The following is a 25,863-nucleotide window of genomic DNA, read 5'->3' on the forward strand; positions in this document are numbered from 1 at the left end:
CCTGATTTATTTCTTGTTTTTCTGATACAGAATCGACAGCCCCTTCAAGAGCAGATCGTCATCCAGAATGACCTCTCTTCTGCAGTGGGGCACGATCTTTTTTGCAAGTCCGCCTGTAGCAATGACTGTCACATCGGAGCCAAGCTCTTCTTTCATCCGGTCGATGATTCCGTCGATGGCCGCTGCACTGCTGTAGATAATCCCGCTCTTCATGCATTCGATCGTATTTTTCCCGATCAGATGCTCCGGCGCTTTCAGACTGATGCCGGACAGCTGTGCCGCCCTTGCCGTCAGGGAATCCAGTGATACCCCCACGCCCGGATAAATCATGCCGCCCTGATAGCAGCGGTTCTCATCGATGACGCTGACCGTTGTCGCCGTCCCCATGTCAAAGATCAGCATCGGAGGTTTATATTCCTGAAGACCGGCCACCGCGTCCACAACCAGATCGCCCCCAAGAGACGCCGGATTGTCCATCCGGATATTCAGTCCGGTCCTGATGCCGGCTCCCACAATCATAATCTCCTTCTTCAGGATCTTCTCGGCCGCAAGCCGGAAGGACTTTGTAATCTGAGGAACCACGGATGAAATGATTCCGCCTTCCAGCTCGTGCGGATTGATATGGTAGATGTCCAGGACATTTTTAATATCAATCGCATATTCCAGTTCCGTCTTCGTCCGGACGGTGGAGAGCCGCTCGATAAAGCTGCAGCGGTTTCCCTCCATACATCCGATGACGATATTTGTATTTCCTATATCAATCGCTAAAATCATACTCTAAACTCCCAGTCTGTCTCTGATATTTTTCTTCATCAGAATCTTTCCGATTCCAAGGGTAAAGACCGCCGCCACAATGGCCTCCGGCACCCCGTTGATTCCGATCACGGACAGAATAAATGTGTATACCGTGCTCTCTGCTACGCCGTTTGCCTTTGCATAGGCGTCACGGAAAAATACAAAAATCAGATTCATCACAAGCAGCGTGTTAACCAGTGCTCCGGACATGCCTGCCAGAATCAGTCCCGGTGATGATACTTTCTCACTTCTGGTCAAAGCTTTCACTCCTTTATATACATAATATGGAACCACTCCGACCAGAACTCTCGGGATAAAGCAGATGATCAGGCTGCCGATCCCTCCGCTGAATTCTCCGAGGTTATAAAACGGTGTGAATACAAACGATGTCACCGTCGGGTTCATCGTGTTGTTGATAAAACTGGTCACACCGAAAACAAATCCAAGTACCGCTCCCTTTTTCGGCCCCATCAGAATGGATCCGATAATCACCGGGATGTGGATGATGGTCGCTCTCGTAAATCCAAGCGGGATGTATCCGAGGAAAGGGGTGAATGCCAAAATCACGATAATTGCTCCGAATAATGCCACCTGGATCATGCTGCGCACGCTCATGGACGTGCCTGCGTTTCTGCTGTCTGCTCTTTGATTCATAATTGCCTCCTTGTTATCATTCTCTTCTGAGATACAATACGTTTGGCACAGAATAGCTTCTGTTTACCTTATTCTTTTGTTTGTTTCTTTTTCTGTTCTTTTAAGATCCGGTCGACGATGTGCACGGCTGTCTCCTCTTTTGTCATCTTTTCGAGTGAGATTTCCTCATCGTCTGTGATCATGGTCACCACATTCGTATTGCCGCCGAATCCGGCGCCTTCTACTTTCAGGTTGTTCGCCACGACCATATCCAGATGTTTCTTTTTCAGTTTCTTTCGTGAATTTTCCAGCATATGTTCGGTCTCCATGGAAAATCCGCAGAGGTACTGATCCTCTCTTTTATGTTCTCCGAGATACTGGAGAATATCATCGGTCCGCTCCATTTCGATGGAAAGTGCTCCATCTTTCTTTTTAACCTTCTCATCGCTGACGTACTTCGGCCGGTAGTCCGCCACCGCGGCTGCCTTGATGATGATGTCCTGCTCCGGTGCATGAGCGGTGACCGCCTCAAACATCTCCCGGGCCGTGGTTACCGTAAGGATGTTCACAAACTCCGGCTTCTTCGTCTCCGTCGGTCCGGTCACCAGCGTGACGTCCGCGCCCCGGCGCATACAGACTGTTGCAAGGGCATATCCCATCTTCCCGGTGGAATGGTTGGTGATATAACGCACCGGATCGATGGATTCCTGTGTCGGTCCTGCTGTGATAAGTACCTTCTTCCCCGCAAGATCTTTCTCATACTGAATCTCACGCAGGATATATTCCAGCAGAAGCTCCGGCTCCGGCATCTTGCCCTGGCCAGTATCCCCGCACGCCAGATAGCCACTGGCCGGGTCCACTACTTCATACCCGAAACGGCGGAGCTTGTCCAGGTTGTCCTGCACAATCGGATTGAGGAACATATTCGTATTCATCGCCGGAACGATGATCTTCCTGCACCGGCATGCCATGATAGTCGTTGTCAGCATATCGTCCGCGATCCCGTTTGCAATCTTTCCGATCACATTGGCGCTGGCAGGTGCCGCCATTACCACATCCGCCTGTTTTGCCAGAGACACATGCTCCACACTGTACTGGAAATTCCGGTCAAATGTATCGATCAGACACTTATTGCCAGTCAACGTCTCAAATGTAATCGGATTGATAAAGTTCGTTGCATTTTCTGTCATCAGTACATGCACATCTGCCTGAAGCTTTTTCAGTGCGCTTGCCAGGGACGCGATTTTATAGGCCGCGATACTTCCGGTCACGGCAAGTATCACTGTCTTTCCTTTCAGCATAGTCTTTCCCCTTTCTTTTCCAATGTTCCTGTATTATTATAATTTCTAACACATAAAAAAGCAAACCGTTTCTTACGGCTTGCTTTCTTTGCCTTGTTTCTTTTTTCGTACATTTACATGACATCTGTTTTTTTGATATGGAACAGTCTGGAGAAATAGTCCCCCTGCTGCTCTCTTGCTACGCCTGCGAGGCCGGAAGAGCAGTCGGAAACACTTAATCCTGCATACATCAGCTCATCCCCGTAATGTACACCGCAGTCCATTTTTGCACCGAAACATTCCTGTACAGAGTAGGCTGCCGTTTCATCCAGCCCTTTGAAGCAGATCCGTTCAAATTTGCCCTGCGGCGGCTGCATCACGCGGAAGTAGGCCATAAGACCTTCGCTTCTGTCATCCGCAATCACTTCCCAGGCTGAGTGGTTGCCCTCGAACGGACTCTTGAGCCGGTAAAAGACGCCCTTCTGGATCAGATCCCGATACTTCTTCATAAACGCAATCTGTTCTTTCATCTGTTCCAGCTCTTCCTCCGGAAGCTTTGTGATATCCAGCTCATAGCCGAATGTTCCAAAGTACGCCACATTTCCCCGCATTTCCAGAGATGTATTCCGGAATACCTGATGGTTCGGAGAAGCGGATACGTGGCTTCCAATGCTGCTGATCGGGTATACATAAGACGTTCCGTACTGAATTTTGATCCGTTCTACCGCATCCGTGTCATCCGACGTCCACGCCTGCGGCGCGTAATAAAGCATTCCCGGATCAAATCTGGCCCCGCCGCTTGCACAGGATTCAAACAGGATCTCCGGAAATTCCTGAATCAGCCGTTCATACAGGCTGTATACTCCAAGAATATATTTATGCCGTACTTTTCCCTGATAACTTTTGGAATTTCCATTGGAGAATACCTCGGAAAATGCACGGTTCATATCCCACTTCACATAGGAAACCGGCGCATCTTGCAGGATCTTTCTCATCTGTCCGTGGATGTGATCCACCACTTCCGGTTTGGAAAAATCCAGTACATACTGATTTCTGCTGTGGCAGTAGTTCCGCCGGATATCCGCCAGAAGCCAGTCCGGATGCTCCCGGAACAGGTCACTGTCCTTGTTTGTCATCTCCGGCTCAAACCACAGACCGAATTTCATGCCCAGATCTTCGATTTTTCCGGCAAGTCCTGTAATGCCCTCCGGCAGTTTTTCCAGATTCGGATACCAGTCTCCAAGAGACGCATTGTCCCAGTTCCGCTTCCCGAACCATCCGTCATCCAGAACAAAAAGCTCTATACCAATCTCTTTTGCCTTCCGGGCGATATTCAGTATCTTTTCTTCATTAAAGTCAAAATAGGTTGCTTCCCAGTTATTGATCAGGATCGGTCTTGCCTGATCTCTCCACTTTCCTCTTGCAAGTCTGGTACGGTACAGTTCATGGTAGGTCTGACTCATTCCATTCATCCCGTGTTCAGAGTATACCATCACCATCTCCGGAGTCTGGAAGGATTCGCCCTTTTCCAGTTCCCAGCGGAATTCATTTGGATGGATTCCCATTACCACTCTTGTCACGTCGAAGTTGTCGACCTCGACCTGCGCAAGAAAATCTCCACTGTAGACAAGACTGAACCCAATCACTTCTCCGGAAAATTCATCTGCCTCTTTTCGCTTCAGCATCAAAAACGGGTTGAACTGATGGCTGCTGCATCCACGCATACTGTATACTCCCTGGGTACCGTAACACAGTTTTCTCGTATGCGGATGACGCTCCCGGTTCCATGTCCCTGCAAGTTCGACCATCTCATATTCTTTGTCCGGCAGGTCAAGGCAGCCGCTCATACAGTTTAAAAGCGTAATTCCATTCTCATTTCCGCACGCAAAACGTGCATGCCTTGTAATCACCGGGCGTCCATTGAAAATCGTGTAGGACAGCACGATTTCTGTCTTTAAGAATGTATCTTCCAGAACAATTTCCAGAGTGTCAGCCTCGCTGTCATCTTCCACATAGACAGCCGGGAGTCCCTGAATTCCTTTCTTTCCAGAATAAATTTCGTGTGTTTTATATTTAAAATCTGCGACCCTGCTTCCATCCGCACTTTCCAGTTCAAAAGCCGGATATCTTGTATCGCCGGAGCCAAAGGTTGGATATTCCTGTTTCAGATGTTCCAGGGAAAAATTACTTCTCCCTTCAAACGGGTACGGAGCCATATCTCTTGTTGCATACTCCACCAGATAGCCAAAATCTTCCCTGTCTGTGAGATGTTTCCCGAAATATACATGGCCTAACTGGCCATTTTCCAGAACTTTGATAATATAACTGATCTGTTCATTGTAAAGATGAAATTCTTTTGAAGTTTGGTGAAATTGAATCGCCATTTCATTCTCCTTTTTCCTATTCCCATTTTTCTTTATTTTATCAAAAGAGGGAACCTTTTACTAGAAAAGATTCCCTCTGCCTTCTCAAAAATGTTTACACAATATTTACGATTTTTACTGTACAATGCGGTAGTACGTGCGTGAGGTGATTGTGTAAATGATAAAGTATATGGCCGCGAAGGTGAGTGTGACGGCTATGGTGCATTGTGCGAAGATGGTCTGGTTGATAAGGTTCAGTGCGCGCATGATATCGACGAGTGCCGGGAAGGCGGCTGCAGTGTGCATTGCTGCCATCAAAAGTGGCAGGAAGAAGACCTGCAGGATCTGTCTTCGGATGGTGGAGCGGATTTCGTCGTTGGTCATGCCGACTTTTTTCATGATCTGGTATCGTTCTCTGTCGTCGAATCCTTCTGTAATCTGTTTGTAGTAAATGATAAGTGATGCTGCGATCAGGAAGAGGATGGAGAGGAAGATTCCAATGAACAGAAAGGTGCCGTATTGTTCGTAATAGTGTGCCCTTGCCTGGTCAATGTTGTCGACTGTCATCAGGCGCTCTACGTCTTCAACGAGATTTTCTCTTAATGTTTTGAAAAAGGTATCTTTCTCTGCATCTGTCCCTTCTATATTATAGTAGTATTCGTAGGTAATTTCTCTGCTTCCCGCCCTGGTGTCTGCATAGCGTTCATTGTAAGCGTTCAGGACTGTTTCCATCGATTTCAGATCAGGCAGAATGACAGCCATGAAGTTTGCGTCTGACAGGTAAAGTGCCTCGTTCCAGATGCCGGGATCGTCAACGGTGGTTCTGACGTTCCAGCTTAATTGATCCAGTGTCAGCGTTTCTGAAACCTGGTTTTTGTTTTTTTCATAAACAGCCGCCTCTCCCTTCGCCAGGTCCAGTTTTTCTCCTGTGTTTTTGCTGTAATCGTCCTGTGTCAGGAATGCAAATACATAAAGTTTTGAGGCATCTGCCTGTTCTCCGTCGGACAGTGTAAATGTTCCGTTTGCTTCCTGAAATCCTGCCATCCACAGCTGCTTGTACCCGAATCCTTCCGTTACCTTGACACCGGTTCTGTCAGCATGTTTCTGGACAGCCTCCTGCAGTACCGTACCATTACTTTCCTGTCCGTCAAGGATACAGCTGCTCATGTAATCTCTTGGAAAGCGTTTTTCCAGAATGTCTTCTTCGCCTAGATACAGGCTGAAGCTTGTGGAGATGGATACAATCACGGCTGTAGATAAAATACAGATCGTTGCAAGTCCTGCGGCATTTTGTTTCATTCGGTAAATCATTCCTGAAATCGTGATAAAATTTCTCGGCCGGTAATAAAGTCTCTCCTGTTTTTTCATCCATTTCAGGAATGCAATGCTTCCCGCAAGAAACAGCAGGTAGGTAGCTGCAATCACCAGTACGACAGCCGGCAGAAATATTTTGAGTGTCTCATAGACTCCCTGTGCTCCGATAGCAAATGTATACCCTGCCGCAAGGAGGACAACACCGAGGATTGCCGGCAGTTTCCGTACTTTTGGTTCTTTTTCCCCTTCTTTTGCCCCCTGCAGAAATTCGATCGGGTTCGTTCTTACAACAGATAAAATATTATAAATCAGAACAATCAGATACAGAATTCCGAAGGTCCGGCAGGTGCTTCCTACTGCATCGATCGGGATTTCAAACCGAAGGTCTGACGGAATGCGAAGCATGGACAAAAAGATCAGGAAGACAAGCTGGCTGAGCAATGCTCCGGCGATCATGCCGCCAACAAGTCCGCGCAGAGCTGTAATCAGGACTTCCCAGAACATCATCGTGGACAGATGGCGTTTTTCCATGCCCAAAACGCAGTACAGCCCGATTTCCTTTTTTCTCTGCCGGATGACAAAGCTGTTCACATAGAACAGAATAATGCATGCCATAATCACGGCCACAATCGTGCAGAAATTTAAAATCATATCCGAATTGGATCCTTGTGTCGTCTCGTATTTCAGCATCATGGAGCGGATGCTTTTTAAAATATAATACATGCTGACAATCAGTATATTTGCCAGCGTATACGGAAAATAAATCTGGCGGTTCTTTTTGAGGTTTGATCGTGCCAGTTTGAAATATAAGGAATTACGCATGTGTTTTCCCTCCCGACGCCATCACGGTCAATGTTTCGGAAATGCTTTTGAACATCTCCTCCCTGCTCTTATCTCCTCTGTAAATCTGATGATATACGATGCCGTCTTTGATAAAGAGTACCCTTCCGGCGTGGCTTGCCGCTTTTGTACTGTGGGTCACCATGAGAATCGTCTGGCCTGCCCGGTTAATCTGTTCGAACATGTTTAAAAGTTCATTAGATGCCCGGGAATCCAGTGCCCCGGTCGGTTCATCCGCAAGCACGAGCCTCGGTTCTGTAATCAGTGCCCTTGCAATTGCAGTTCTCTGTTTTTGTCCTCCCGAAATTTCATATGGAAATTTTTCCATCAGATCGTCAATCCGCAGTACTTTCGCAAGAGGCATCACCCGTTTTTTCATTTCTTCCGGCTTGACTCCTGCCAATACCAACGGCAAAAAAATATTGTCTTTGACAGAAAGAGTGTCCAGAAGATTAAAGTCCTGAAAGACAAATCCCAGATTTTTTCTCCGGTAAGACGCCAGATCCTTTTCCCGGATATTCTGAAAGGAAAGTCCGTTTAAAATGATTTCCCCGCCCGTCGGCCGGTCAAAGGAGGCCAGCAGATTTAACAGCGTCGTCTTTCCAGATCCGGATTCCCCCATCACCGCAGTGAATTCTCCTTCTTCTATCGTAAAGGATACATCTCTTAATGCCTGCACCTGATTGGTCCCGAACCGGTTTGTATATGTTTTTTTCAGATGTCTGACTTCCAGTAATGCCATATCCATCCTCTCCCTTTCTTCTTTTTCTTTTCTGCCATTATTATAAGAAAAAAAGAAAGTGGATGCCATCGATCGGGCTTACACTTTCTCTTTCTATTCTTACACCGGTGTAAGATTTCTGTCACACCGTATCCAGCTGAACTCTTTTTGTATCGATCCGGACGGTCGTCCCTTTTCCTGCTTCGGAAGTGATCCGGACCGGATGTCCGAGAAGATCGGCTGCGGATTTCACAAGGGACAGTCCGATGCCGGTGGAACGTTTATCGAGTCTTCCATTATATCCGGTATATCCCCACTCGAATACCCGCGGAAGATCCTCCGGCAGAATTCCGATTCCGGTATCCCGAACCACCAGAGTGCCTTCTCCTTCCCGAAAAACGGAAACGCCACCCTGCTTCGTATATTTTACTGCATTCGTCAAAATCTGCTCCAGAATAAACACAAACCACTTCTCGTCCGTCAGAACATCAAAATCCAGATTTTCCCCGATCTGAAGGGAAATCTTCTTATGTATAAACAGTTCCGAGGTATTCCGGACCGCCTGTTTTACCAGATCCCCGGCCCGGTAATGGCTGAACCGCAAATCGTTTCCGCCCTTTTCCAGTTTCTGGTAGTGCAGAGCCATGGCAATATACTGCTCGATCTGTAACATCTCATGGCGCATGGCCTCCTTGTCCGGCTCCTCTTCCTGCAGCAAAAGCCCCATCACAGATACCGGCGTCTTGATCTGGTGGCTCCAGCGTGTATAGTAGGCATCCTCTTGTTTCCGCTTTGCCTGTTCCCTGCTTTCGTGTTCCCGCCAGAACCACTCCCGCTTCCTGATAATCTCCTGATACTGCGCTTCCACCCCGTTCCACGCCCGCGGGAATTCCACGCTTTCCATCTCTATTGTTTCTTCCAGCTGCTTCATCCATCTCCATTTTTTCCTGTAAGCAAAAAATCCTGCTCCCCAGACCAGAAGAAAGAATGCGGTGGAAAGAAGCATCGTATAGACGGCCGGTCCCCACGGAAGTCCGTAGAGGGAATAGACCGCCCACTCCAGAATCAAAATTCCGAAAAAGAAAGCTTCTGTCCTGCGCGCGGCATGCAGGTACGAGACAAAGCAGTTATTCTTCCACATAATATCCCACACCTTTCTTCGTGAGAATATAGTCTTTCAGGCCGATCTCTTCCAGCCTTCTCCGAAGTCTTGTCACATTTACAGTCAACGTATTGTCATCGATATAACTTTCTGTCTCCCAGAGATTTCGGATCAGTTCTGTCCGCTCTATGATCTTCCCCGGATGTTCCAGAAGCGTCCGCAGAATCCCGAATTCATTCTTTCCGAGTTCCAGTTTCTGATCCCCGAAAGCAAGTATCTGCGAATCCAGGTTCAGGGTCACTCCTTTGTGGGCCAACACCTCCGGGCTGGACACCCCGAATGTGTATGCCCTCCTGAGCACGGCCTGAATCTTTGCCGTCAATACATCCATCCGGAACGGTTTTGCGACAAAATCATCCGCCCCCAGTTGAATTGCCATCACAAGATTCATATCATCGCCGGAGGAGGACAGAAAAATCACCGGCACCTGACTCACTTTCCGGATTTCCCCGCACCAGTAATATCCGTTATAAAACGGAAGGGAGATATCCATCAGGACAAGCTGCGGTTCAAATGATTGAAATTCATCCATGACATTTTGAAAATCAGTAATCCCCCGGGCAAGATATCCCCATTTTTCCAGATTTCTCTTCAGGATTTCCACCATCATCTCATCATCTTCCACAAGCAGAATACGGTATTTCATACATTCTCCTCCCTTCTTCGTGCGTTTTTACTATAACATAGCCACTTCTGCTTTACAATGCAGGACTTGACAATCCTTTCCCGTTCCTTATATAATAGGTATGTTTTATTTGAATTCAAACTATTTCAATTCAAAACTTTTTTGTGTAAGTATACGAAAAACGAAAGGAGACTATTTCAAATGCCTTATTCATTTCATTATCTGATTATGGCCGAGCACTCAACCTTCCAAAAAGAACTTCTCTCCAGACTCAGGGACACCGGCCTGACAATCGGACAGCCGAAAATTCTTGATTACCTGAAAGATCATAACGGCATAAGCCAGAAAGAGATTGCCAAAGGGTGTCATATCGAGCCGGGCACACTTACTACACTATTAAACCGGATGGAAGAAGCCGGACTCGTTGAGCGCCGCATGCTGCATGGCAACCGGAGAAGCCTGTATGTGTTTCTGACCGAAAAGGGCAGCCTTTTGTCCCGGCAGGTCGATCATGCGTTTTCTGATCTGGAAGAGCAGGCATTTCGCGATATTTCATCGGAAGACAGGGAAAAATTTTTACGGATCTTTCAGCGTATTTATGAGAATACGGTATCTTGATATTCAGAGGAGGTCATCAAATCATGGAAAAATTGAAACGATATGCTGTATTTCTAATTGGACTTTTTATTAATTCACTGGGAGTCAGTCTGATTACAAAGGCAGATCTCGGGACATCACCGATTTCGTCGATTCCCTATGTACTCAGCCTGAACTTTCCGTTGACACTAGGGCAGTTCACAATCGCCTTCAGTCTGCTTCTGATTCTGATTCAGCTTGCCATTCTCCGCCGGAATTTTAAGGCAGAACATCTGCTGCAGATCCCGATCTCCATTCTGTTTGGATACTTTATCGATCTGACCATGGAACTGCTCTTCTTCATTCATCCTCAGACCTATATGGCTTCTGTCATTTATCTGTTAATCGGATGTGTCATACTGGGGTTTGGTGTCTACACCGAAGTGCTTGCTAATGTGGCCATGCTTCCGGGAGAATCTTTTGTCCGTGCAGTTTCTTCTACGTGGAAGACGGAATTCGGCTCTACGAAAGTGGCTTTTGATGTATCACTCGCAGTGATTGCCGGCATTCTCTCCCTTCTGTTTGCCCGCAGACTGGATGGGATCAGGGAAGGTACCATCATAGCCGCCCTGCTGGTCGGATTTATTGCCCGCCTGTTCGGCCGGAAACTTGCATGTCAGATGCATTCCATAAAGTTACGGAATTCCTGAACCGTTCCAATCGTAAACCCATTCTTTTTATTTTGGTTGACAATTGATGTATCTAACGGTATACTTCTCCTATACATATAAAATCCTACACATACAGAAAAGGAGAACTTTCATGAATCATACATCAACATCTTCCGTTTCAACCCGTTATCTTGTACTTACAGCACTGATGACAGCTGTCATCTGTATTCTGGCACCGCTTTCCATTCCCATTCCGGTAAGTCCGGTGCCAGTCACACTGACCAATCTGGTCCTTTATATCGGTCTGTTTATCCTGCCATGGCGCCAGCTGTTTGTAAGCTACATCGTATATATGCTGCTGGGCCTTTGCGGTCTCCCGGTTTTTTCCGGATTTTCCGGAGGCATCGGTAAGCTTGCCGGACCGACCGGAGGATATCTGATCGGATTTCTCTTTCTGATCCTGATCGGCGGAGTTTTTCTGCAAAAAGGAGAAGGACACCGCGGAATTGTCTTTGCTCTTACGGGTCTGATTCTCGGAAGCCTGGTCACCTACCTCTTCGGAACCATCTGGCTTTCTCAACAGATGAATCTGACTTTTGTGCAGGGGCTGTTTGCCGGTGTCATCCCATATCTTCCGGGAGATGCTCTGAAAATCATTCTGGCTCTTCTTCTTGGGCCGCAGCTTCGCAGACGGCTTCCCCTCATATAACCGGGGAACCGTCACCGAAACCTGAACCTCATAAATAAAACGATCCCGTGAAAACCAAGACCTTCAAAGTCTTCGATCATCACGGGATCGTTTTGTTCTATTTCCGTATCGACAGAATCAGTACTGCCACCATAATGCAGAGAATTCCGAAAAAGTCCGAAAGCGTAAATGTGGCGTGCATCATCAGTACGGTCGCTGCCGTTGCTGTCACCGGTTCTACCGATGCAAAGAGACTTGCTCTGGATGCTCCGATCATCCGGACTCCTTCCATATAAAACGAGAACGACAGCACGGTACCTACCACCACGACAACCGCCATGGCTCCTACCGCCTGAAGATCCCATGTCCCGATCACATGCCACGGTCTCGTAAACAAGCACATAAGAATTCCTCCAAGCAGCATGCCCCAGCCGATAACACAAAATGTCCCGTACTCTTTCATCAGTTTCAGCGGCAGCAGATTGTAGACCGCCATCATCACCGCCGAAGTCAGCCCCCAGACCAGCGCCTCCCTGGAAATGGCCAGAGAATGAATATTCCCGTGGGTCGCCAGGACAAACGTTCCAAACAACGCAAGAATCAACGCTCCGATCTCCAGAATCCCCGGCATCTTCTTTGCCCGCAGGGCAGTATAAAGCATAATAATGGCCGGAGCTGTGTATTGCAGTACGGTCGCAGTCCCGGCATTTGACATTTCCACAGCAGAATAGTAGGTCAGCTGGCATCCCGCCATTCCGAAAATCGCGAACAGCACAAGCCAGAAAACATCCTGTTTCTTCTTCCATATCCGCCACATATCGTTTTTCTGCTTTGCCAGTACGGTCGTAAGCAGAAGAAGCCCGGCCAGTACAAGCCGGACGCTGACCAGCCAGCGCGCATTCAGGCCCTTGTACGTAAACAGATACTGCCCGAAAACTCCTGCCAGTCCCCAGAAAATTCCCCCGATTACGGCAATGCACGCGCCTCGCATCGCCTCTCTCTTCTCCATTTGATTCATGACAACTGTTTTCCTCTGAAACTTTCCATCATAATCGGCATATATTCCTTACTGTATTCCCCAAGAGAATAACTTCCCTTATTCAGACACCAGTCTGTGACAAGTGCCCGCTCACAGAGGGAGTAATACTTCACAACCTCCGCAATGCTTTTTCTTCTGTTGATTTCCCCCCGCTTTTGTCCTTCTTCGATGACGGACGCAATCAGCTTATAATATTCCCTGTTCTGATCCAGAAGGCTTCTCTCCCCTTTGGAAATCAACTGTGTCGAATACAAAGACGCAAGCAGATCAACTTTAATTGTCTTTTCCATGAACGTATGAGAACGGTAATTTAAAAACATCAGTTTCTCAAAGCTGTCCATGTAAGGATCCATCTCTTCTTTCAAAGTCAGATACAGATCATCCAGCACCGATGACAACGTGTTTAAGAGAGCATCTTTCCCGTCAAAATAGTAATAGAATGATCCCTTGGATGTGTCAGACAGTCTGATAATGTCATCTACTGTTGTCGAGTCATATCCTTTCTCATAGAACAATTCCCAGGCTGCCGACACAATTCTGTCTTTTACACTCTTCTTTTTCTTTTCCATTGCTGCCGTTTTGCTCCTTCCTTCTGCATTGTATCTGTGCGGATCACGCACCTCTATTCCTCTGCCGGAATGTTGTCCTGATTTTCCGGTAGAACAAAAACAGCTCAGCTGTACTTTGACAACTGAGCTGTCTCAATTCTGTACTTTTACAGTATACCTGTTTTACATTCCCTTTGCAATATCTGTGCAGGCTTTCATTGCTTCGATCACGGAGCTTCTGAATCCTGTGCCTTCCAGAACTCTGACAGCCTCGATAGTTGTACCTGCCGGAGAACATACCATGTCTTTTAATTCTCCCGGATGTTTTCCTGTCTCAAGTACCATCTTGGCGCTTCCCATAACTGCCTGGGCTGCGAATTTATAAGCCTGAGCTCTTGGCATTCCGTCTGAAACAGCTGCGTCTGCCATTGCTTCGATCAGAATGAAAACATATGCCGGTGAGCTTCCGCTTACTCCTACAACTGCGTCCATCAGTCTTTCCGGAATCACTTCTACTTTTCCGAAACTTTCCAGAATGTGGCATGCATACTTCACTTCTTCTTCTGACAGGTAGGAGTTCGGTGATGCTGCTGTCATCCCCTCCATGACCATAGCAGGTGTGTTAGGCATGGTTCTTACGATCTTGACTTTCTTTCCGAATTTCTCTTCCAGCCATGCAAGAGTTTTACCCGGTGCAATAGTGATGATAATCTTATCTTCTGTTACTTTGTCTTTGATCTCTGTAATTACAGACTCATAGAACTGCGGTTTTACAGCGAGAACAATCACTTCGGACTTTTCAACTACTTCCAGATTACTGTCTGTAATCTGAATCCCGTAAGTATCTCTTGCTTTTTCTCTGGTCGGTACAAATACGTCAGAACCGATAATCTCTTCCGGTTTGAATACTTCCTTTTTAATAATACCTCCCATGATGGCGCCCGCCATATTTCCACATCCGATAAATCCTAACTTCATGTGTATTACACTCCTTTTCCGCTATAATCAGTTTTGTATACATCTAAATCAGTTGTATACAATTTCTATCTATAAAATATCACTCTTCCACGTACTTGTCAATCATTCTTCGAAAAATAATCTACTATTTTTTATATCATTTTCCCTTGAATTTTCGTTATGAATTGTATACAATAATATTATTAGTATACATTAAAGGAGTGGTCCGCATGGCTGACAAAATTTCTCTGGCCGATCAGGCATATCATACGATCAAAGAGCGGATTCTGAATCTTACCTACCCTCCGGGCATGCAGCTTACGGAGACCATGCTCGCAGATGATCTTCATATGAGCCGTAACCCTATCCGTACCGCACTCAAATCCCTGCATTCCGAGGGACTGATTGTCCGGGACTATTATAAATCCATTACTGTAAAAGAAATTACCGACAGGGATATCCGGGAAATCTATCAGCTTCGGGAACTTCTGGAAGGTGCCGCGTTTAAAGAAATCTTCCAGTCCGGTAAAGCTGAAGAGTTTTCCTACCGGATTGAAGAGCGCGTTGTCCGTATGTGCGCTTGCGCCGGCGACATCTATCAGTGGGAGCTTGCCGATACACAGATGCACATGGAGATTGTCAGTGTATTTGAAAATGAACGGATCAACAGGATCTATGAAAACTATCTGAATGAAGTCATCCGGATGGGCCTTTATTCCGTACGGAACGGACTCCACATCAACAAGGCAAATGAAAATCTTAAAAGGATGATCCGCTACATGCGTTCCAACAATTACGAAAAGGCCTACGAGATTCTGCGAAACGATCATTTTTTGATCGGAAAAAGCAGTGCTTTAAAAAAATAAACAGATTCAAAATGGCAGCCAGCACAGAGAGCAGCAGAAGGAACAGTACTTCTGCCGTTACAAGTGCCGCTGCCATTCCTTTTTTCATGGCTGCCATTTGTTCTTCCTCCTTCTTCTGCCTCTATTATATAAAGTTCAGGTCTTCCCTTCCATCGAATCATCTTACACTTTCCCCTCCAGTCTTACAGTTTTGCAAGAAATGACACAGAAAAAAGCTGACACACCTTGTAAGTAAGCATGCCAGCCTTTCTGTCTGATTTTTATTTCGTAATCGGTTCTGTCTTCTTTTTCTTCATTACAGAATGTTCGATATCATATTCTTTCCGGTCTTTAAACTCCTGAATCTTTCCATCGTTCCAGTTCTGTACCGGACGGTAATATCCGGTGATCCGGCTGTAAACCTCCGTCTTTTTTCCGCAGTGCGGGCAGGTATACTGTTCGCCGTCAATATAGCCGTGATCCTGGCAGATGGAGTAGGTCGGAGAAATCGTATAGTATGGAAGCTTATAATTCTCGGCAATCTTCCGTACAAGAAGCGCCGATTCCTTCCAGCCCGGAAGCTTCTCTCCCAGGAATGCGTGGAATACGGTTCCCGATGTATAGAGCGTCTGAAGCTCGTCCTGAATATCCAGCGCGTCAAAAATATCATCGGAAAATCCAACCGGAAGATGGGAACTGTTCGTATAGTATGGAGTACCGTTCCCTTCCGCTGCTGTGATAATATCCGGGAACTGCTCCTTATCATGTTTTGCAAACCGGTAGGTGGTGGACTCTGCCGGAGTTGCCTCCAGATTGAAAAGTTCCTCGTATTCTTCCTGATAATCGGAGAGACGGTTTCTCATAAAATTGAGTACCTTGACCGCAAACTCCTGTGTCTCTTTGTGAGTAATATCCTTTCTAAGCCAGTTTGCGTTCAGTCCTGCCTCATTCATTCCGATCAATCCGATAGTGGAAAAATGATTTCCGAAGCCTCCGAGATACCGTTTCGTATACGGATAGAGTCCTTCATCCAGCAGTTTGGAAATAACCTGTCTCTTAATATGAAGGGATCTTGCCGCAATATCCATCATATGGGCCAGCCTCTGGAAGAAATCATCCTCATCCTTTGACAGATAAGCCATCCTCGGAAGATTGATCGTCACAACGCCGATGGATCCTGTACTTTCGCCGCTTCCGAAAAATCCTCCCGCCTTCTTCCGAAGCTCTCTCAAATCCAGTCTCAGCCGGCAGCACATGCTGCGGACATCGCTCGGCTCCATGTCGCTGTTAATGTAATTGGAAAAGTACGGTGTTCCATATTTTGATGTCATCTCAAAAAGCAGACGGTTGTTCTCTGTATCAGACCAGTCGAAATCCTTTGTAATGGAATAGGTCGGAATCGGATACTGGAATCCTCTGCCCTGGGCATCTCCTTCAATCATAACTTCAATGAATGCCTTATTTACCATATCCATCTCTTTTTTACAATCACCGTAGGTGAAATCCATCTCTTTTCCACCTACAATCGCCGGCTTGTCTTTCAGGTCATCCGGCACGGTCCAGTCCAGTGTAATATTCGTAAACGGCGCCTGCGTACCCCAGCGGGACGGTGTATTGACCCCGTATACGAAGGACTCAATGCACTTTTTCACTTCAGTATAGGTCAAATGATCTGTCCGTACAAAAGGTGACAGATACGTATCAAAAGAGGAAAAAGCCTGTGCCCCCGCCCATTCATTCTGCATGATGCCAAGGAAATTAACCATCTGGTTGCACAGTACACTCAGATGTTTGGCCGGCGCGGATGTAATCTTCCCGGTGATTCCGCCAAGTCCCTCCTGGATCAGCTGGCGCAGCGACCATCCTGCACAGTACCCGGTCAGCATGGAAAGGTCATGCAGATGGATATCCGTATTTCTGTGTGCCTGGGCAATCTCCTGGTCGTACACCTCGGACAGCCAGTAGTTTGCCGTGATGGCACCGGAATTGCTGAGGATCAGTCCGCCTACGGAATAGGTCACGGTAGAATTCTCCTTGACTCTCCAGTCATTGACCTGCAAATAATTGTTCACCAGTTCTTTATAATTTAATGTCGCGGATTTCAGGTTGCGAATCTTCTCCCTCTGCTTTCTGTAAAGAATATATCCCTTTGCCACATCGGCATATCCGGCCTGGCTGAGCACCTCTTCGACGCTGTCCTGAATTTCTTCCACTTTGATCTTTCCGTCCGCAATCTTAGGCTCAAAATTTGCCGTCACTTTTAACGCAAGCATATCAATGATGCTCGGATGAAAATTCTTTCCCGCTGCTTCAAACGCTTTCTGAATCGCGGATCCTATTTTATGGATGTCAAATTCGGCAATCTGTCCATCCCTCTTTACTACCTGATACATCTGTCATACTTCCTTTCCTGTTCGTGTCGATGTCCTCATTATATCACCCTTCTCTTTTTGACGTCAATATACAGAAACAACATCTAGTTGTTTTTAGTAGTTTAATGCTAAACAAACACTAGATGTTGTTCTTCATGTGTTTTGCTATATCCCGCGGATTTCCGCGTCATTTACATATCTTTTCATAATTTCAAGAGCCTGTTCCAGCACAGGAGGATCATACGCGTGCAGTCCGTCCTGAATCAGTCCGCCCGAATTTTCAAACTGCTGCAAATAGTACTTGTCTGCCCCGCGGATCCAAAGCCCCATCTGTTCAAAATCCGATTTCTGATGAAACTCTCTTACGACCGTTGTCCGGAACGCATAAGGTACGTGCCCTTCCATCAGAAACTCCACACTTTCTTCAATCGGGCGGAGATCCAGCGAAGGAACTCCGACAGTCATGGCATACTTTTCTTTGGAATTCTTCAGATCCATCGCCACCTGGTCAATCAGCCCTTCTTCCGCAAACCGTTCCAGCCGTTCCGGAAAGCTTCCATTTGTATCAAGCTTAATCAGATATCCCATATCCCGTACTTTTTTCAGAAACTCATCCAGCCCCGGCTGTATCAGGGGCTCTCCTCCGCTGATACATACTCCGTCCAGAATGCCCCTTCTCTTTTTCAGGAAACTGAAAATCGTCTCCTCAGGAATATCTTCCTGCTCGTCTACTCCGGTCACGAGAGCCGCATTGTGGCAGAACGGGCACCGGAAATTGCATCCGCCCAGAAAGATCGTACACGCGGTTCTGCCGGGATAGTCAAGAAGCGTCAGCTTCTGTAAACCTTGAATTCTCACAGGTATCCCCTCCCTTTCTCAGCTTCTTTTTGATTTCTCTATGCTTCTTCCCCCGCTTTTTTCCCGATAAAAATTTTCCCTTTCACTTTATCATAAAATGACTTTGCACTGCCGACAAAAACAGTCAGATACCGCAGCACCGGTTCTGTCGCAATGGAAAATACTACAAAAAGCATAACACATTCCGCAGACATATCGGTAATGGCAAACAGCTGATTCAGCACCGTACTGCAGAACAGCAGGGCGCAGATACATCCGGCCAGCACAGCCACACGGATCCTGTTCATCGGCTGGCTGATCCGGTAAAGGATCATAAATCCAACGATCGCAAGCAGCATCGTCGCAGCCGTCGAAATGTCCGTAGGACTTACACTGAACGTAGCTCCAAAAACTACAAGCGCCCCGACCGCCAGCACATCTGTCAATGCCGCCGGAAGAGCCTTCAGAAATACGTTTGTCAGGAAGTGTCCCTTGATAATATTCTTATTCGGCTCCAGCGCCAGGAAGAAGGCCGGAACACCGATTGTAAACATACTGATCAGAGATACCTGCGACGGCTCCAGCGGATAGGTAATCATAAAAACCGCCGAGAAGATGGAAAGCAGGAAAGAGAAAATATTCTTCACAAGGAAAAGACTTGCGGATCTCTGAATATTGTTGACGACCCGCCGTCCTTCCAGCACGACGCTTGGCATACAGGAAAAATCCGATTCCAGAAGCACAAGCTGGGAAGCCTGCGCCGCCGCATCGCTTCCGGATGCCATGGCAATGCTGCAGTCTGCATCTTTCAGCGCCAGTACATCATTGACACCGTCTCCGGTCATCGCTACCGTACGTCCCGCCCCTTTAAGAGCCTTCACGAACTGTCTCTTCTGAGCAGGTGTCACACGCCCGAAAACTGTATATTTCAGAACCGCCTGCCTGATCTCCTCTTCTGTAGTCAGGGTCGCAGCATCCACGTAGTTCTCCGCTCCCGTAATGCCCGCCTTTTTCGCCACCTCGGATACCGTCAGCGGATTATCTCCTGAAATCACCTTGACCTCCACTCCCTGTTCTTCAAAGTAGGCAAATGTCTTTGGCGCCTCTTTCCGGATCGGGTTCGCAAGCATGATATAGGCAAGCGGCGTCACCTTTCCCTTCAGCTCTCTGCCGTCCGGAGTTTCGTCACAGCTCCCGAATACAAGCACACGGTATCCCTTTGCGGCCTCTTCCCGGATCTCTTCCTCATACTCCGGATAATCCTCCCGGAGGACAAACTCCGGAGCCCCAAGCACATAGGATCCGTCCTCAAACGTTGCACTGCTGTATTTAAATTCCGAAGAAAAGGATGTGATCTTCTGTGCCCGTCTTCCGGTACGTTTCTGAAAATAGGTCTGCACTGCTTCCATCGTAATATTGTCCTTGCTCATGGACTGTGCAAAATCACCGATGATCCCTTTGAGCGGAGGCATTGTCTCCTTGTCATAATGTCTCGTGGCCCGAAACCCCTGAACTTTCATTGTATTCTCCGTAATGGTACCTGTCTTGTCCACACAGAGCACATTGACTCTGGCCAGAGTCTCGATACTCTTCATGTCATGCAGAAGTACTTTCCGCTTGGCAAGACGCACTGCGCTTACCGCAAGAGCCACACTTGCAAGCAGATAAAGACCTTCCGGGACCATTCCGATGACAGCCGCTACCATGGCAGTGACACTTGAACGGAAACTTTCCTCATTTAAAAAGAAGCTCTGAATGAACAGTATCAGCCCGATCGGAATGATGGCAATACCAACGCACTTGACCAGTTTGTCCAGAGAGCGGATCATCTCCGACTGTTCACCGTCCTTCATGGCCTTTGCTTCCAGCGTCAGTCTGGAAATATAGGAATCCGCCCCCACCTTTTCAAGCCGGGCATGGCATTCTCCTGAAACGATGAAGCTTCCCGACATCAGAATATCGCCTTTCTTTTTCGTGATCTCATCCGCCTCACCTGTCAGAAGCGACTCATTGACCTGCACTTCCCCGTGCTCTACAATCGCATCCGCACAGATCTGATTACCCGCCTTGAAAATCACGATATCATCAATAACAAGATCCTCCACCGCAATCACCCGTTTCCGCCCGTTGCGTACTACCGTGGCTTTCGGCGCATGAAGCATCGTCATCTTATCCAGCACATTCTTCGCCCGGATCTCCTGAATGATACCAATCATGGTATTCAAAATAATTACCGGAAGAAATGTCAGATCCCGGAAGGCTCCCACCATAATCAGAAGCAGCCCGAGAATCGCAAAAATCAGGTTGAAATAAGTAAATACATTATCATGAATAATATCCCGCGTTGTCTTAGAGGGCGGATCCACCGGATCGTTCGTCCATCCCGCTTCCTCACGTTCGATAATCTCCTCCTCATAGAGTCCCATATGATAATCCGGCATACATCTGCGGATCGGAAGTCTCTCCGGTTCGTATTCCTCTTCTTCCTCCCGCCTTCTTCTCAGTATTCCGGCAAGTCGTTCTAGCATGCTGTCTCTTCCTTTCGTCTCATCTTTTGTCATTCTGTCAGTTTTTCATGTCTCCATTATACGCCCTGAAACTGTAAATGCCATAAAAACAATATGAAGAATTGATTAATTTTTTTCACAATATTTTTGCATTATCATAGAAAAGCGCCTGCACAAAACAATTTTGTGCAGGCGCTTCCCTGTTCCGGACAGTATGTCTGTCCTTTCTTTTCTTCTGTTCTTTTGCTTTCTTCTATCCGCTTCTACGCATTCTGCTGGGCGTATGCTTCCGCAATATTTCTCATATGATCCCCGATTCTTTCATAATCGATCAGAATCTCCGAATACAGTACTGCGCTTTCGATCTCGCATGCATGGCTGTGAATCCGTTCCACCTGCCGATTCCGGCACCGCTCCGTGATATCATCCACCGCGCGTTCGAAACTGACCGCATCCACCAAAAGCTGTGTCGGGTCGGTCTGCCCGGAAAGTTCCATACGTTCAAATGCTTTCCGGCACTGCTCCCTCATTTCTTTTAATTCTCCAATCGTCTCTTCTGAAAGCTTCAGCCCTTTTTTCTTGATGGAAGCAGCGTGCTCTGCAAAATTCATGGCATGGTCCCCCACCCGTTCTACATTTCCGACAATCTGGAAAATGCTGTTGAGCTTCTTTGTCTCCGCCGGACTGTGTTCGATTGCGAGAACTCTGGAGAGACGTCTGGAGATATTTATGTTATAGAGGTCGATCGTGTTTTCTGTCTCTTCCACCTCGGCAAACCGGCTGTCATCACCGGTAAGGATCATGTCAAATCCTTTCACCACGTTTTCTCTGGCAAGAGTATACATACTGCCGACATTTTCCATCAGGCTGTTGACCGCGATTGCGGAGGATCCCAGTACGTGCTGGGAACTCATGATTTCGTTCAGCCACTGCTCGTCATCCGGCTGAATGCGGGCCTCTTCCTTCTGGTCCGGAAGAATTTTCTCCGCCAGAGATGCAAGTCCATTTCCAAACGGCATCAGAATGATAGTTGTTACGACATTAAACAACGTATGCATGTTTGCGATCTGGGAAGCCGGATGCCCCGGTGTCCATCCCGCCACCACATCCGTAAGCGGTGTTACCAGACAAAGTGTGACAAAGATGATGGTTCCGATGACATTGAACATAAAATGGATCACGGTTGTCCTCTTTGCGTTCCGGTTCATTCCGACCGAAGCAATAAGGGATGTGATACAGGTCCCGATATTCTGTCCGAACAGAACGAAAACCGCACTGTGAATGTCGATCAGGCCGCTTAAAGCAAGTGCCTGAAGAATTCCGACCGATGCGGACGAGGACTGGATCACCGCCGTGAAAACAGCACCCGCGAGGATTCCGATCAGCGGGTTGGAAAAACTTGTCAGCGCATTGACAAACATTTCCGAATCTCTCATCGGAACCATGGCATCACTCATCATGCCAAGTCCGATGAACAGTACGCCGAGCCCCGCGATGATGCTTCCGACATTCTGCACGTTTCTCTTCTTTGAAAACATGCCGATTGCGATTCCGGCAAAAGCAAACAGCGGAGCAATCGTCCCGATGTCCAGCGCGACAAGCTGTCCGGTGATCGTGGTGCCGATATTGGCTCCCATGATAATCCATACAGCCTGTCTGAGAGTCATCAGCCCTGAATTTACAAACCCGACCACCATGACGGTCGTTGCTGATGAAGACTGGATCACCGCCGTGATGACAGCTCCGACAAGTACTCCAAGTATCCGGTTGGAAGTCAGCTTTTCCAGGATTCCTTTCAATCGGTCACCTGCCACTGCCTCCAGATTGCTGCTCATCATCTGCATTCCGCACAGAAAGAGCCCAAGCCCTCCGAGCAGCATAAACACATATTCCGGTTTCATTTGTGATGTTCCTCCTGATATTCTTTCTCCTTGTGCGTTCTGTTAAGCTGCACTGATTTTTATTGTATCGGAAAGAAATCAGGAGTGTCAATAGTTTTTGAGTTTTATGTTAAATCTTTGTAAAATTCATGTTAAGCAGCCTTTTTCTTCTCCGGCAGCTGTGCCAGTATGATGGCGATAAACATGAGAACACATCCGAGAATTTCTCTGGATGTCAGACTTTCTCCCAGAACAACCATTCCTGCCAGAACGGAGATGACGGATTCCAGGCTCAGGATCAGGGACGCGATCGTCGGGTTCATGCCCTTCTGTCCGATGATCTGGAGCGTATATCCAACTCCGCTTGAAAGTGCTCCTGCGTAGAGGATCGGAAGCCATGCTGCCAGGATATTGCCGAAATCCGGATTTTCAAACAGGACCATTCCGATTCCGCTGACAATTGCCGCCACAAAAAACTGGATGCATGACATTTTCACACCATCCACCAGCCCGGTAAAATGGTCAATCACAAGAATATGGATGGAAAATGCCAGCGCACATAAAAATACCATCGTATCTCCGTATCCTATGGAGAATCCTTCCGTGATGCAGAGGAAATAAAGCCCTGCCAGAGCAAATACAACTCCGATCCAGACATTCAGTCCGCACCGTTTCTTAAAGAAGAGTCCGATAATCGGTACGATGATAATGTAAAAGGTAGTGATAAATCCTGCCTTTCCTACTGTTGTATGCAAAATTCCGATCTGTTGAAGGCTGCTGGCTACCCCGAGGGCTGCTCCGCAGCAGATACCGCCGATCAGCAGTGTTTTCTGATATGCCTTTTTCTTTGTCTCATCCTGGCAGATCTTCTTTTCTTCCAGATTCGGATTTACTTTATTTAAAAACGCAATGCAAGGGATCAGCATTATCCCCGCGATCAGGGACCGGACACAGGTATAAGTGAACGGGCCGACATAGTCCATCCCCACACTCTGCGCCACAAATGCCGTCCCCCAGATAAATGCTGTCAAAAGCAGCAGCAGCGAATTTCTTACTTTATGTGTTTTCATATACTGTTTTTAGTCCTTTCTCCTACTTACGCTTTCTCTGATAATCAGTTTTGCAGGAACGGAAACATGCATGCTGATCTCTCTGTTTGTATTGATCCGTTCGGAAAGGAGACCTACCGCCGTTTCCGCCATGAAATCCACCGGTACATGAACAGTGGTCAGAGGCGGAACGAGATATTTGGTCATGGAAATGTCGTTGAATCCGACTACGCTGATATCATCCGGCACTTTCAAACCGGCTTCCTGAACCGCTTTGTAGCATCCGATCGCCAGAGAATCGTTTGCACAGAAAATCGCCGTCGGACGGTCCTTTACCGACAATACTTCCTTCCCCATCCGATAGCCCTGTTTTGGCGTAAATCCTCCGATTTTGACATATTCTTCGCGTAACAGATTTTTCTCCTTTAAATAGGAAGCAAAGATCGGCATCCGCATATCCATAATCTCTTTTCCGTCAGAATCGATATCTCTGCCGCCGATAAACGCAATCTTCTCATGTCCGGCATCCACAAGATAGTCCATGACTTTTGTGACAGAATATTTCAGATTGACTACGATGGAATCAAACAGCTCTGCATCTCCCACCGCATCAATAAATACAGCCGGTCTGCCAAACATCCGGATTTTCTCCACCATGCTTTTGCTGAATGTGCCAATACAGATAATTCCGTCCAGCTTTGCCACATCCTCCACTGCATCCTCTGATGTAATCGTCACTTTCTTAAATCCTTCTTTGTCAAGTTTCTTCTCCACCGCGATCCGTATGGAAAGATAATAGGTATCCTCCAGTTCTTCTTCCGGTGAATAAGTACAAAGAAGCCCCAGTTTCAGTTTTCTCTTTTTCCTCTTTTTATCCTTGATCTGATATTCCAGCCTGTCCGCTGCTTCAAACACTCTCCGCTTTGTTTCGTCCTGCACATTCAAGGTATCATCAAAATTCAGGACACGCGAGACGGTTGTGACTGAAACCCCTGCAATTTCAGCAATTTCTTTGATCGTAGCCATGATACTCCAATCCCCCTGTATAAACTCTAGTCTATTCTAACACATCTGTTTTTCGGCCGCAACCGCCGTGTTTTCGCATGTCCTCTCGCATTTGTATTTTTTATTCCGCCTGATATGCGGTTAAAAACCGGGCAATCAGCTCAATGCAGTTCTCCACATCGTTCTCATCCGCCACTTCGCACGGCATATGCATATACCGAAGCGGGATGGATACAAGAACAACCGGAACCCCTTCATTTGAAAAATGAATCTTGTCCGCATCTGTATAACTGAGTCTGCTCGCCGCTTCTCTCTGAACAGGAATTCCTGCTTCTTTGGCACAGTCTTCCAGCTTTTGGTTCCATTCTTTTACAACAATCGGGCTGTTGCAGAGAACCGGTCCCTTTCCAAGTTCCACAGTTCCCATCTCAGCCGGATTCATGCCGATACAGTCGCTTGTGTAAGTCACATCTACGACAATAGCAAGTGTCGGACGGATTCTTGTGCTGCACCAGTAAGCTCCGGTCTTTGTCGTCTCTTCCCCTGTCGTGGAAGCCGCATAAACACCGGCCTTGCAGCCTCTTTCCCTGGCACGCTTCAATGCTTCCATAATAATGTAGACACCGATTCTGTCATCCAGAGCCCTTGCTGATATTCTTCCGTTTGCCAGTTTCCGGATATGGGTATCCAGAACGATCGGATCTCCCAGGTCTACATACTTCAATGCATCTTCCCGGTCTTTAGCGCCGATATCAATCACGAAGTCTTTTGTGCTCAGATCGCTTTTTTTCAAAAGATCCCGGTACGCCTCTACCACACCGTAAACATCGCTCTTTTGGGAATGTACAATCACCTGCTGTCCCGGATATGTATGAGTCACGATTCCGCCTCTGTCAATCACCTGAAGTGTCCCCTCTTCCGTGATATTGGAGATCATCAGACCGATCTCATCCGCATGGGCGGACAGCATGATCCGTACAGGATGTTCCGGATTTATCACACAGACAAGATTGTGCATCTCATCCTCCCGGATTTCATCCGTGTACTCCTTCATTTCCATTTTGACTGCCTCCTGCACCGGTTCTTCATACCCGGATACAGAAATGCTTTTTAGAAGCCTGTTTAAAAATTCCTCATTCATTTTCTTTCACTCTTT

The 25,863-nt window shown here is 47.2% G+C and carries 23 protein-coding genes; 4 read left to right on the forward strand and 19 right to left on the reverse strand.

The window, feature by feature from the left end; translation table 11 throughout:
- Positions 1 to 6: 6 nt before the first annotated feature.
- The 8 genes from FGQ85_RS02060 to FGQ85_RS02095 all read right to left on the reverse strand — a co-directional run bounded on the left by FGQ85_RS02060 (position 7) and on the right by FGQ85_RS02095 (position 9,754).
- Positions 7 to 774: a type III pantothenate kinase gene (locus tag FGQ85_RS02060; protein WP_138372518.1), complete on the reverse strand. Its 768-nt coding sequence runs from the start codon at positions 772 to 774 to the stop codon at positions 7 to 9.
- 3 nt (positions 775 to 777) lie between these two features.
- Positions 778 to 1,449 carry an ECF transporter S component gene (locus tag FGQ85_RS02065; RefSeq protein ID WP_242958968.1) on the reverse strand — a complete coding sequence of 224 codons (672 nt, stop codon included), beginning with the start codon at positions 1,447 to 1,449 and terminating at the stop codon, positions 778 to 780.
- Positions 1,450 to 1,517: 68 nt separating this feature from the next.
- A complete protein-coding gene (gene coaBC / locus FGQ85_RS02070) occupies positions 1,518 to 2,729 on the reverse strand; it encodes a bifunctional phosphopantothenoylcysteine decarboxylase/phosphopantothenate--cysteine ligase CoaBC (protein WP_087252679.1) in 1,212 nt (403 codons plus the stop codon).
- 113 nt (positions 2,730 to 2,842) lie between these two features.
- Entirely contained in the window at positions 2,843 to 5,092 is a 2,250-nt protein-coding gene (locus FGQ85_RS02075) for an alpha-galactosidase (protein WP_138372519.1), read from the reverse strand.
- A 114-nt stretch (positions 5,093 to 5,206) separates the two neighbouring features.
- Positions 5,207 to 7,207, reverse strand: a complete 2,001-nt coding sequence (locus FGQ85_RS02080; protein WP_138372520.1) for an ABC transporter permease — start codon at positions 7,205 to 7,207, stop codon at positions 5,207 to 5,209.
- Entirely contained in the window at positions 7,200 to 7,967 is a 768-nt protein-coding gene (locus FGQ85_RS02085) for an ABC transporter ATP-binding protein (RefSeq protein ID WP_138372521.1), read from the reverse strand. The genes FGQ85_RS02080 and FGQ85_RS02085 overlap by 8 nt, the downstream gene beginning before the upstream one ends.
- 121 nt (positions 7,968 to 8,088) lie before the next feature.
- Entirely contained in the window at positions 8,089 to 9,087 is a 999-nt protein-coding gene (locus tag FGQ85_RS02090; protein WP_087167220.1) for a sensor histidine kinase, read from the reverse strand.
- Positions 9,074 to 9,754, reverse strand: a complete 681-nt coding sequence (locus FGQ85_RS02095) for a response regulator transcription factor (RefSeq protein WP_087252670.1) — start codon at positions 9,752 to 9,754, stop codon at positions 9,074 to 9,076. Before FGQ85_RS02095 ends, FGQ85_RS02090 begins: the two co-directional genes overlap by 14 nt.
- A gap of 180 nt (positions 9,755 to 9,934) precedes the next feature.
- On the opposite strand from FGQ85_RS02095, the gene FGQ85_RS02100 reads away from it, so the two are divergent.
- The 3 genes from FGQ85_RS02100 to FGQ85_RS02110 all read left to right on the forward strand — a co-directional run bounded on the left by FGQ85_RS02100 (position 9,935) and on the right by FGQ85_RS02110 (position 11,689).
- Positions 9,935 to 10,351 (forward strand): MarR family transcriptional regulator, encoded by a 417-nt coding sequence (locus FGQ85_RS02100; RefSeq protein ID WP_087167218.1) that lies wholly within the window; start codon positions 9,935 to 9,937, stop codon positions 10,349 to 10,351.
- Between the two features lie 23 nt (positions 10,352 to 10,374).
- A complete protein-coding gene (locus FGQ85_RS02105; RefSeq protein ID WP_138372522.1) occupies positions 10,375 to 11,019 on the forward strand; it encodes a DUF6198 family protein in 645 nt (214 codons plus the stop codon).
- Positions 11,020 to 11,131: 112 nt separating this feature from the next.
- On the forward strand, positions 11,132 to 11,689 hold the full coding sequence (locus tag FGQ85_RS02110; RefSeq protein WP_138372523.1) for a biotin transporter BioY: 558 nt from the start codon (positions 11,132 to 11,134) through the stop codon (positions 11,687 to 11,689).
- Between the two features lie 97 nt (positions 11,690 to 11,786).
- Here FGQ85_RS02110 and FGQ85_RS02115 read toward each other — a convergent pair whose 3' ends face one another.
- The 3 genes from FGQ85_RS02115 to proC form a co-directional block, all read right to left on the reverse strand.
- Complete coding sequence (locus tag FGQ85_RS02115) at positions 11,787 to 12,686, reverse strand: DMT family transporter (RefSeq protein ID WP_087167215.1); 900 nt, start codon at positions 12,684 to 12,686, stop codon at positions 11,787 to 11,789.
- The gene (locus tag FGQ85_RS02120; RefSeq protein WP_087167260.1) at positions 12,683 to 13,276 is read right to left on the reverse strand and encodes a TetR/AcrR family transcriptional regulator; all 594 of its coding nucleotides are present in this window, start codon (positions 13,274 to 13,276) and stop codon (positions 12,683 to 12,685) included. The genes FGQ85_RS02115 and FGQ85_RS02120 overlap by 4 nt, the downstream gene beginning before the upstream one ends.
- A 162-nt stretch (positions 13,277 to 13,438) precedes the next feature.
- Positions 13,439 to 14,239 (reverse strand): pyrroline-5-carboxylate reductase, encoded by an 801-nt coding sequence (gene proC, locus FGQ85_RS02125; protein WP_343215484.1) that lies wholly within the window; start codon positions 14,237 to 14,239, stop codon positions 13,439 to 13,441.
- A 203-nt stretch (positions 14,240 to 14,442) separates the two neighbouring features.
- Between proC and FGQ85_RS02130 the strand changes: the two genes are divergently transcribed.
- The gene (locus FGQ85_RS02130; protein WP_087167213.1) at positions 14,443 to 15,078 is read left to right on the forward strand and encodes a GntR family transcriptional regulator; all 636 of its coding nucleotides are present in this window, start codon (positions 14,443 to 14,445) and stop codon (positions 15,076 to 15,078) included.
- On the opposite strand, the gene FGQ85_RS02135 is transcribed toward FGQ85_RS02130, so the two are convergent.
- The 8 genes from FGQ85_RS02135 to FGQ85_RS02170 form a co-directional block, all read right to left on the reverse strand.
- A complete protein-coding gene (locus FGQ85_RS02135; protein ID WP_087167212.1) occupies positions 15,039 to 15,239 on the reverse strand; it encodes a hypothetical protein in 201 nt (66 codons plus the stop codon). The two genes, FGQ85_RS02130 and FGQ85_RS02135, sit on opposite strands and share 40 nt — an antisense overlap.
- A 99-nt stretch (positions 15,240 to 15,338) precedes the next feature.
- Positions 15,339 to 17,450, reverse strand: a complete 2,112-nt coding sequence (locus tag FGQ85_RS02140) for a ribonucleoside triphosphate reductase (protein WP_243128463.1) — start codon at positions 17,448 to 17,450, stop codon at positions 15,339 to 15,341.
- A 144-nt stretch (positions 17,451 to 17,594) separates the two neighbouring features.
- A complete protein-coding gene (locus FGQ85_RS02145; RefSeq protein ID WP_087167211.1) occupies positions 17,595 to 18,287 on the reverse strand; it encodes an anaerobic ribonucleoside-triphosphate reductase activating protein in 693 nt (230 codons plus the stop codon).
- Positions 18,288 to 18,325: 38 nt separating this feature from the next.
- Entirely contained in the window at positions 18,326 to 20,794 is a 2,469-nt protein-coding gene (locus tag FGQ85_RS02150) for a cation-translocating P-type ATPase (RefSeq protein WP_138372524.1), read from the reverse strand.
- Between the two features lie 242 nt (positions 20,795 to 21,036).
- Positions 21,037 to 22,674, reverse strand: coding sequence for a Na/Pi cotransporter family protein (locus FGQ85_RS02155; RefSeq protein ID WP_087167210.1), 1,638 nt, complete (start codon positions 22,672 to 22,674; stop codon positions 21,037 to 21,039).
- A gap of 131 nt (positions 22,675 to 22,805) precedes the next feature.
- Positions 22,806 to 23,723: a DMT family transporter gene (locus FGQ85_RS02160; RefSeq protein ID WP_138372525.1), complete on the reverse strand. Its 918-nt coding sequence runs from the start codon at positions 23,721 to 23,723 to the stop codon at positions 22,806 to 22,808.
- A gap of 9 nt (positions 23,724 to 23,732) precedes the next feature.
- Positions 23,733 to 24,728: a LacI family DNA-binding transcriptional regulator gene (locus FGQ85_RS02165; RefSeq protein ID WP_087167208.1), complete on the reverse strand. Its 996-nt coding sequence runs from the start codon at positions 24,726 to 24,728 to the stop codon at positions 23,733 to 23,735.
- 100 nt (positions 24,729 to 24,828) lie between these two features.
- A complete protein-coding gene (locus FGQ85_RS02170) occupies positions 24,829 to 25,848 on the reverse strand; it encodes a M20/M25/M40 family metallo-hydrolase (RefSeq protein ID WP_138372526.1) in 1,020 nt (339 codons plus the stop codon).
- Positions 25,849 to 25,863: the final 15 nt, after the last annotated feature.

Source organism: Pseudoflavonifractor sp. BSD2780061688st1 E11, assembly GCF_005844125.1.
GTDB classification, from domain to species: domain Bacteria; phylum Bacillota; class Clostridia; order Lachnospirales; family Lachnospiraceae; genus Sellimonas; species Sellimonas catena.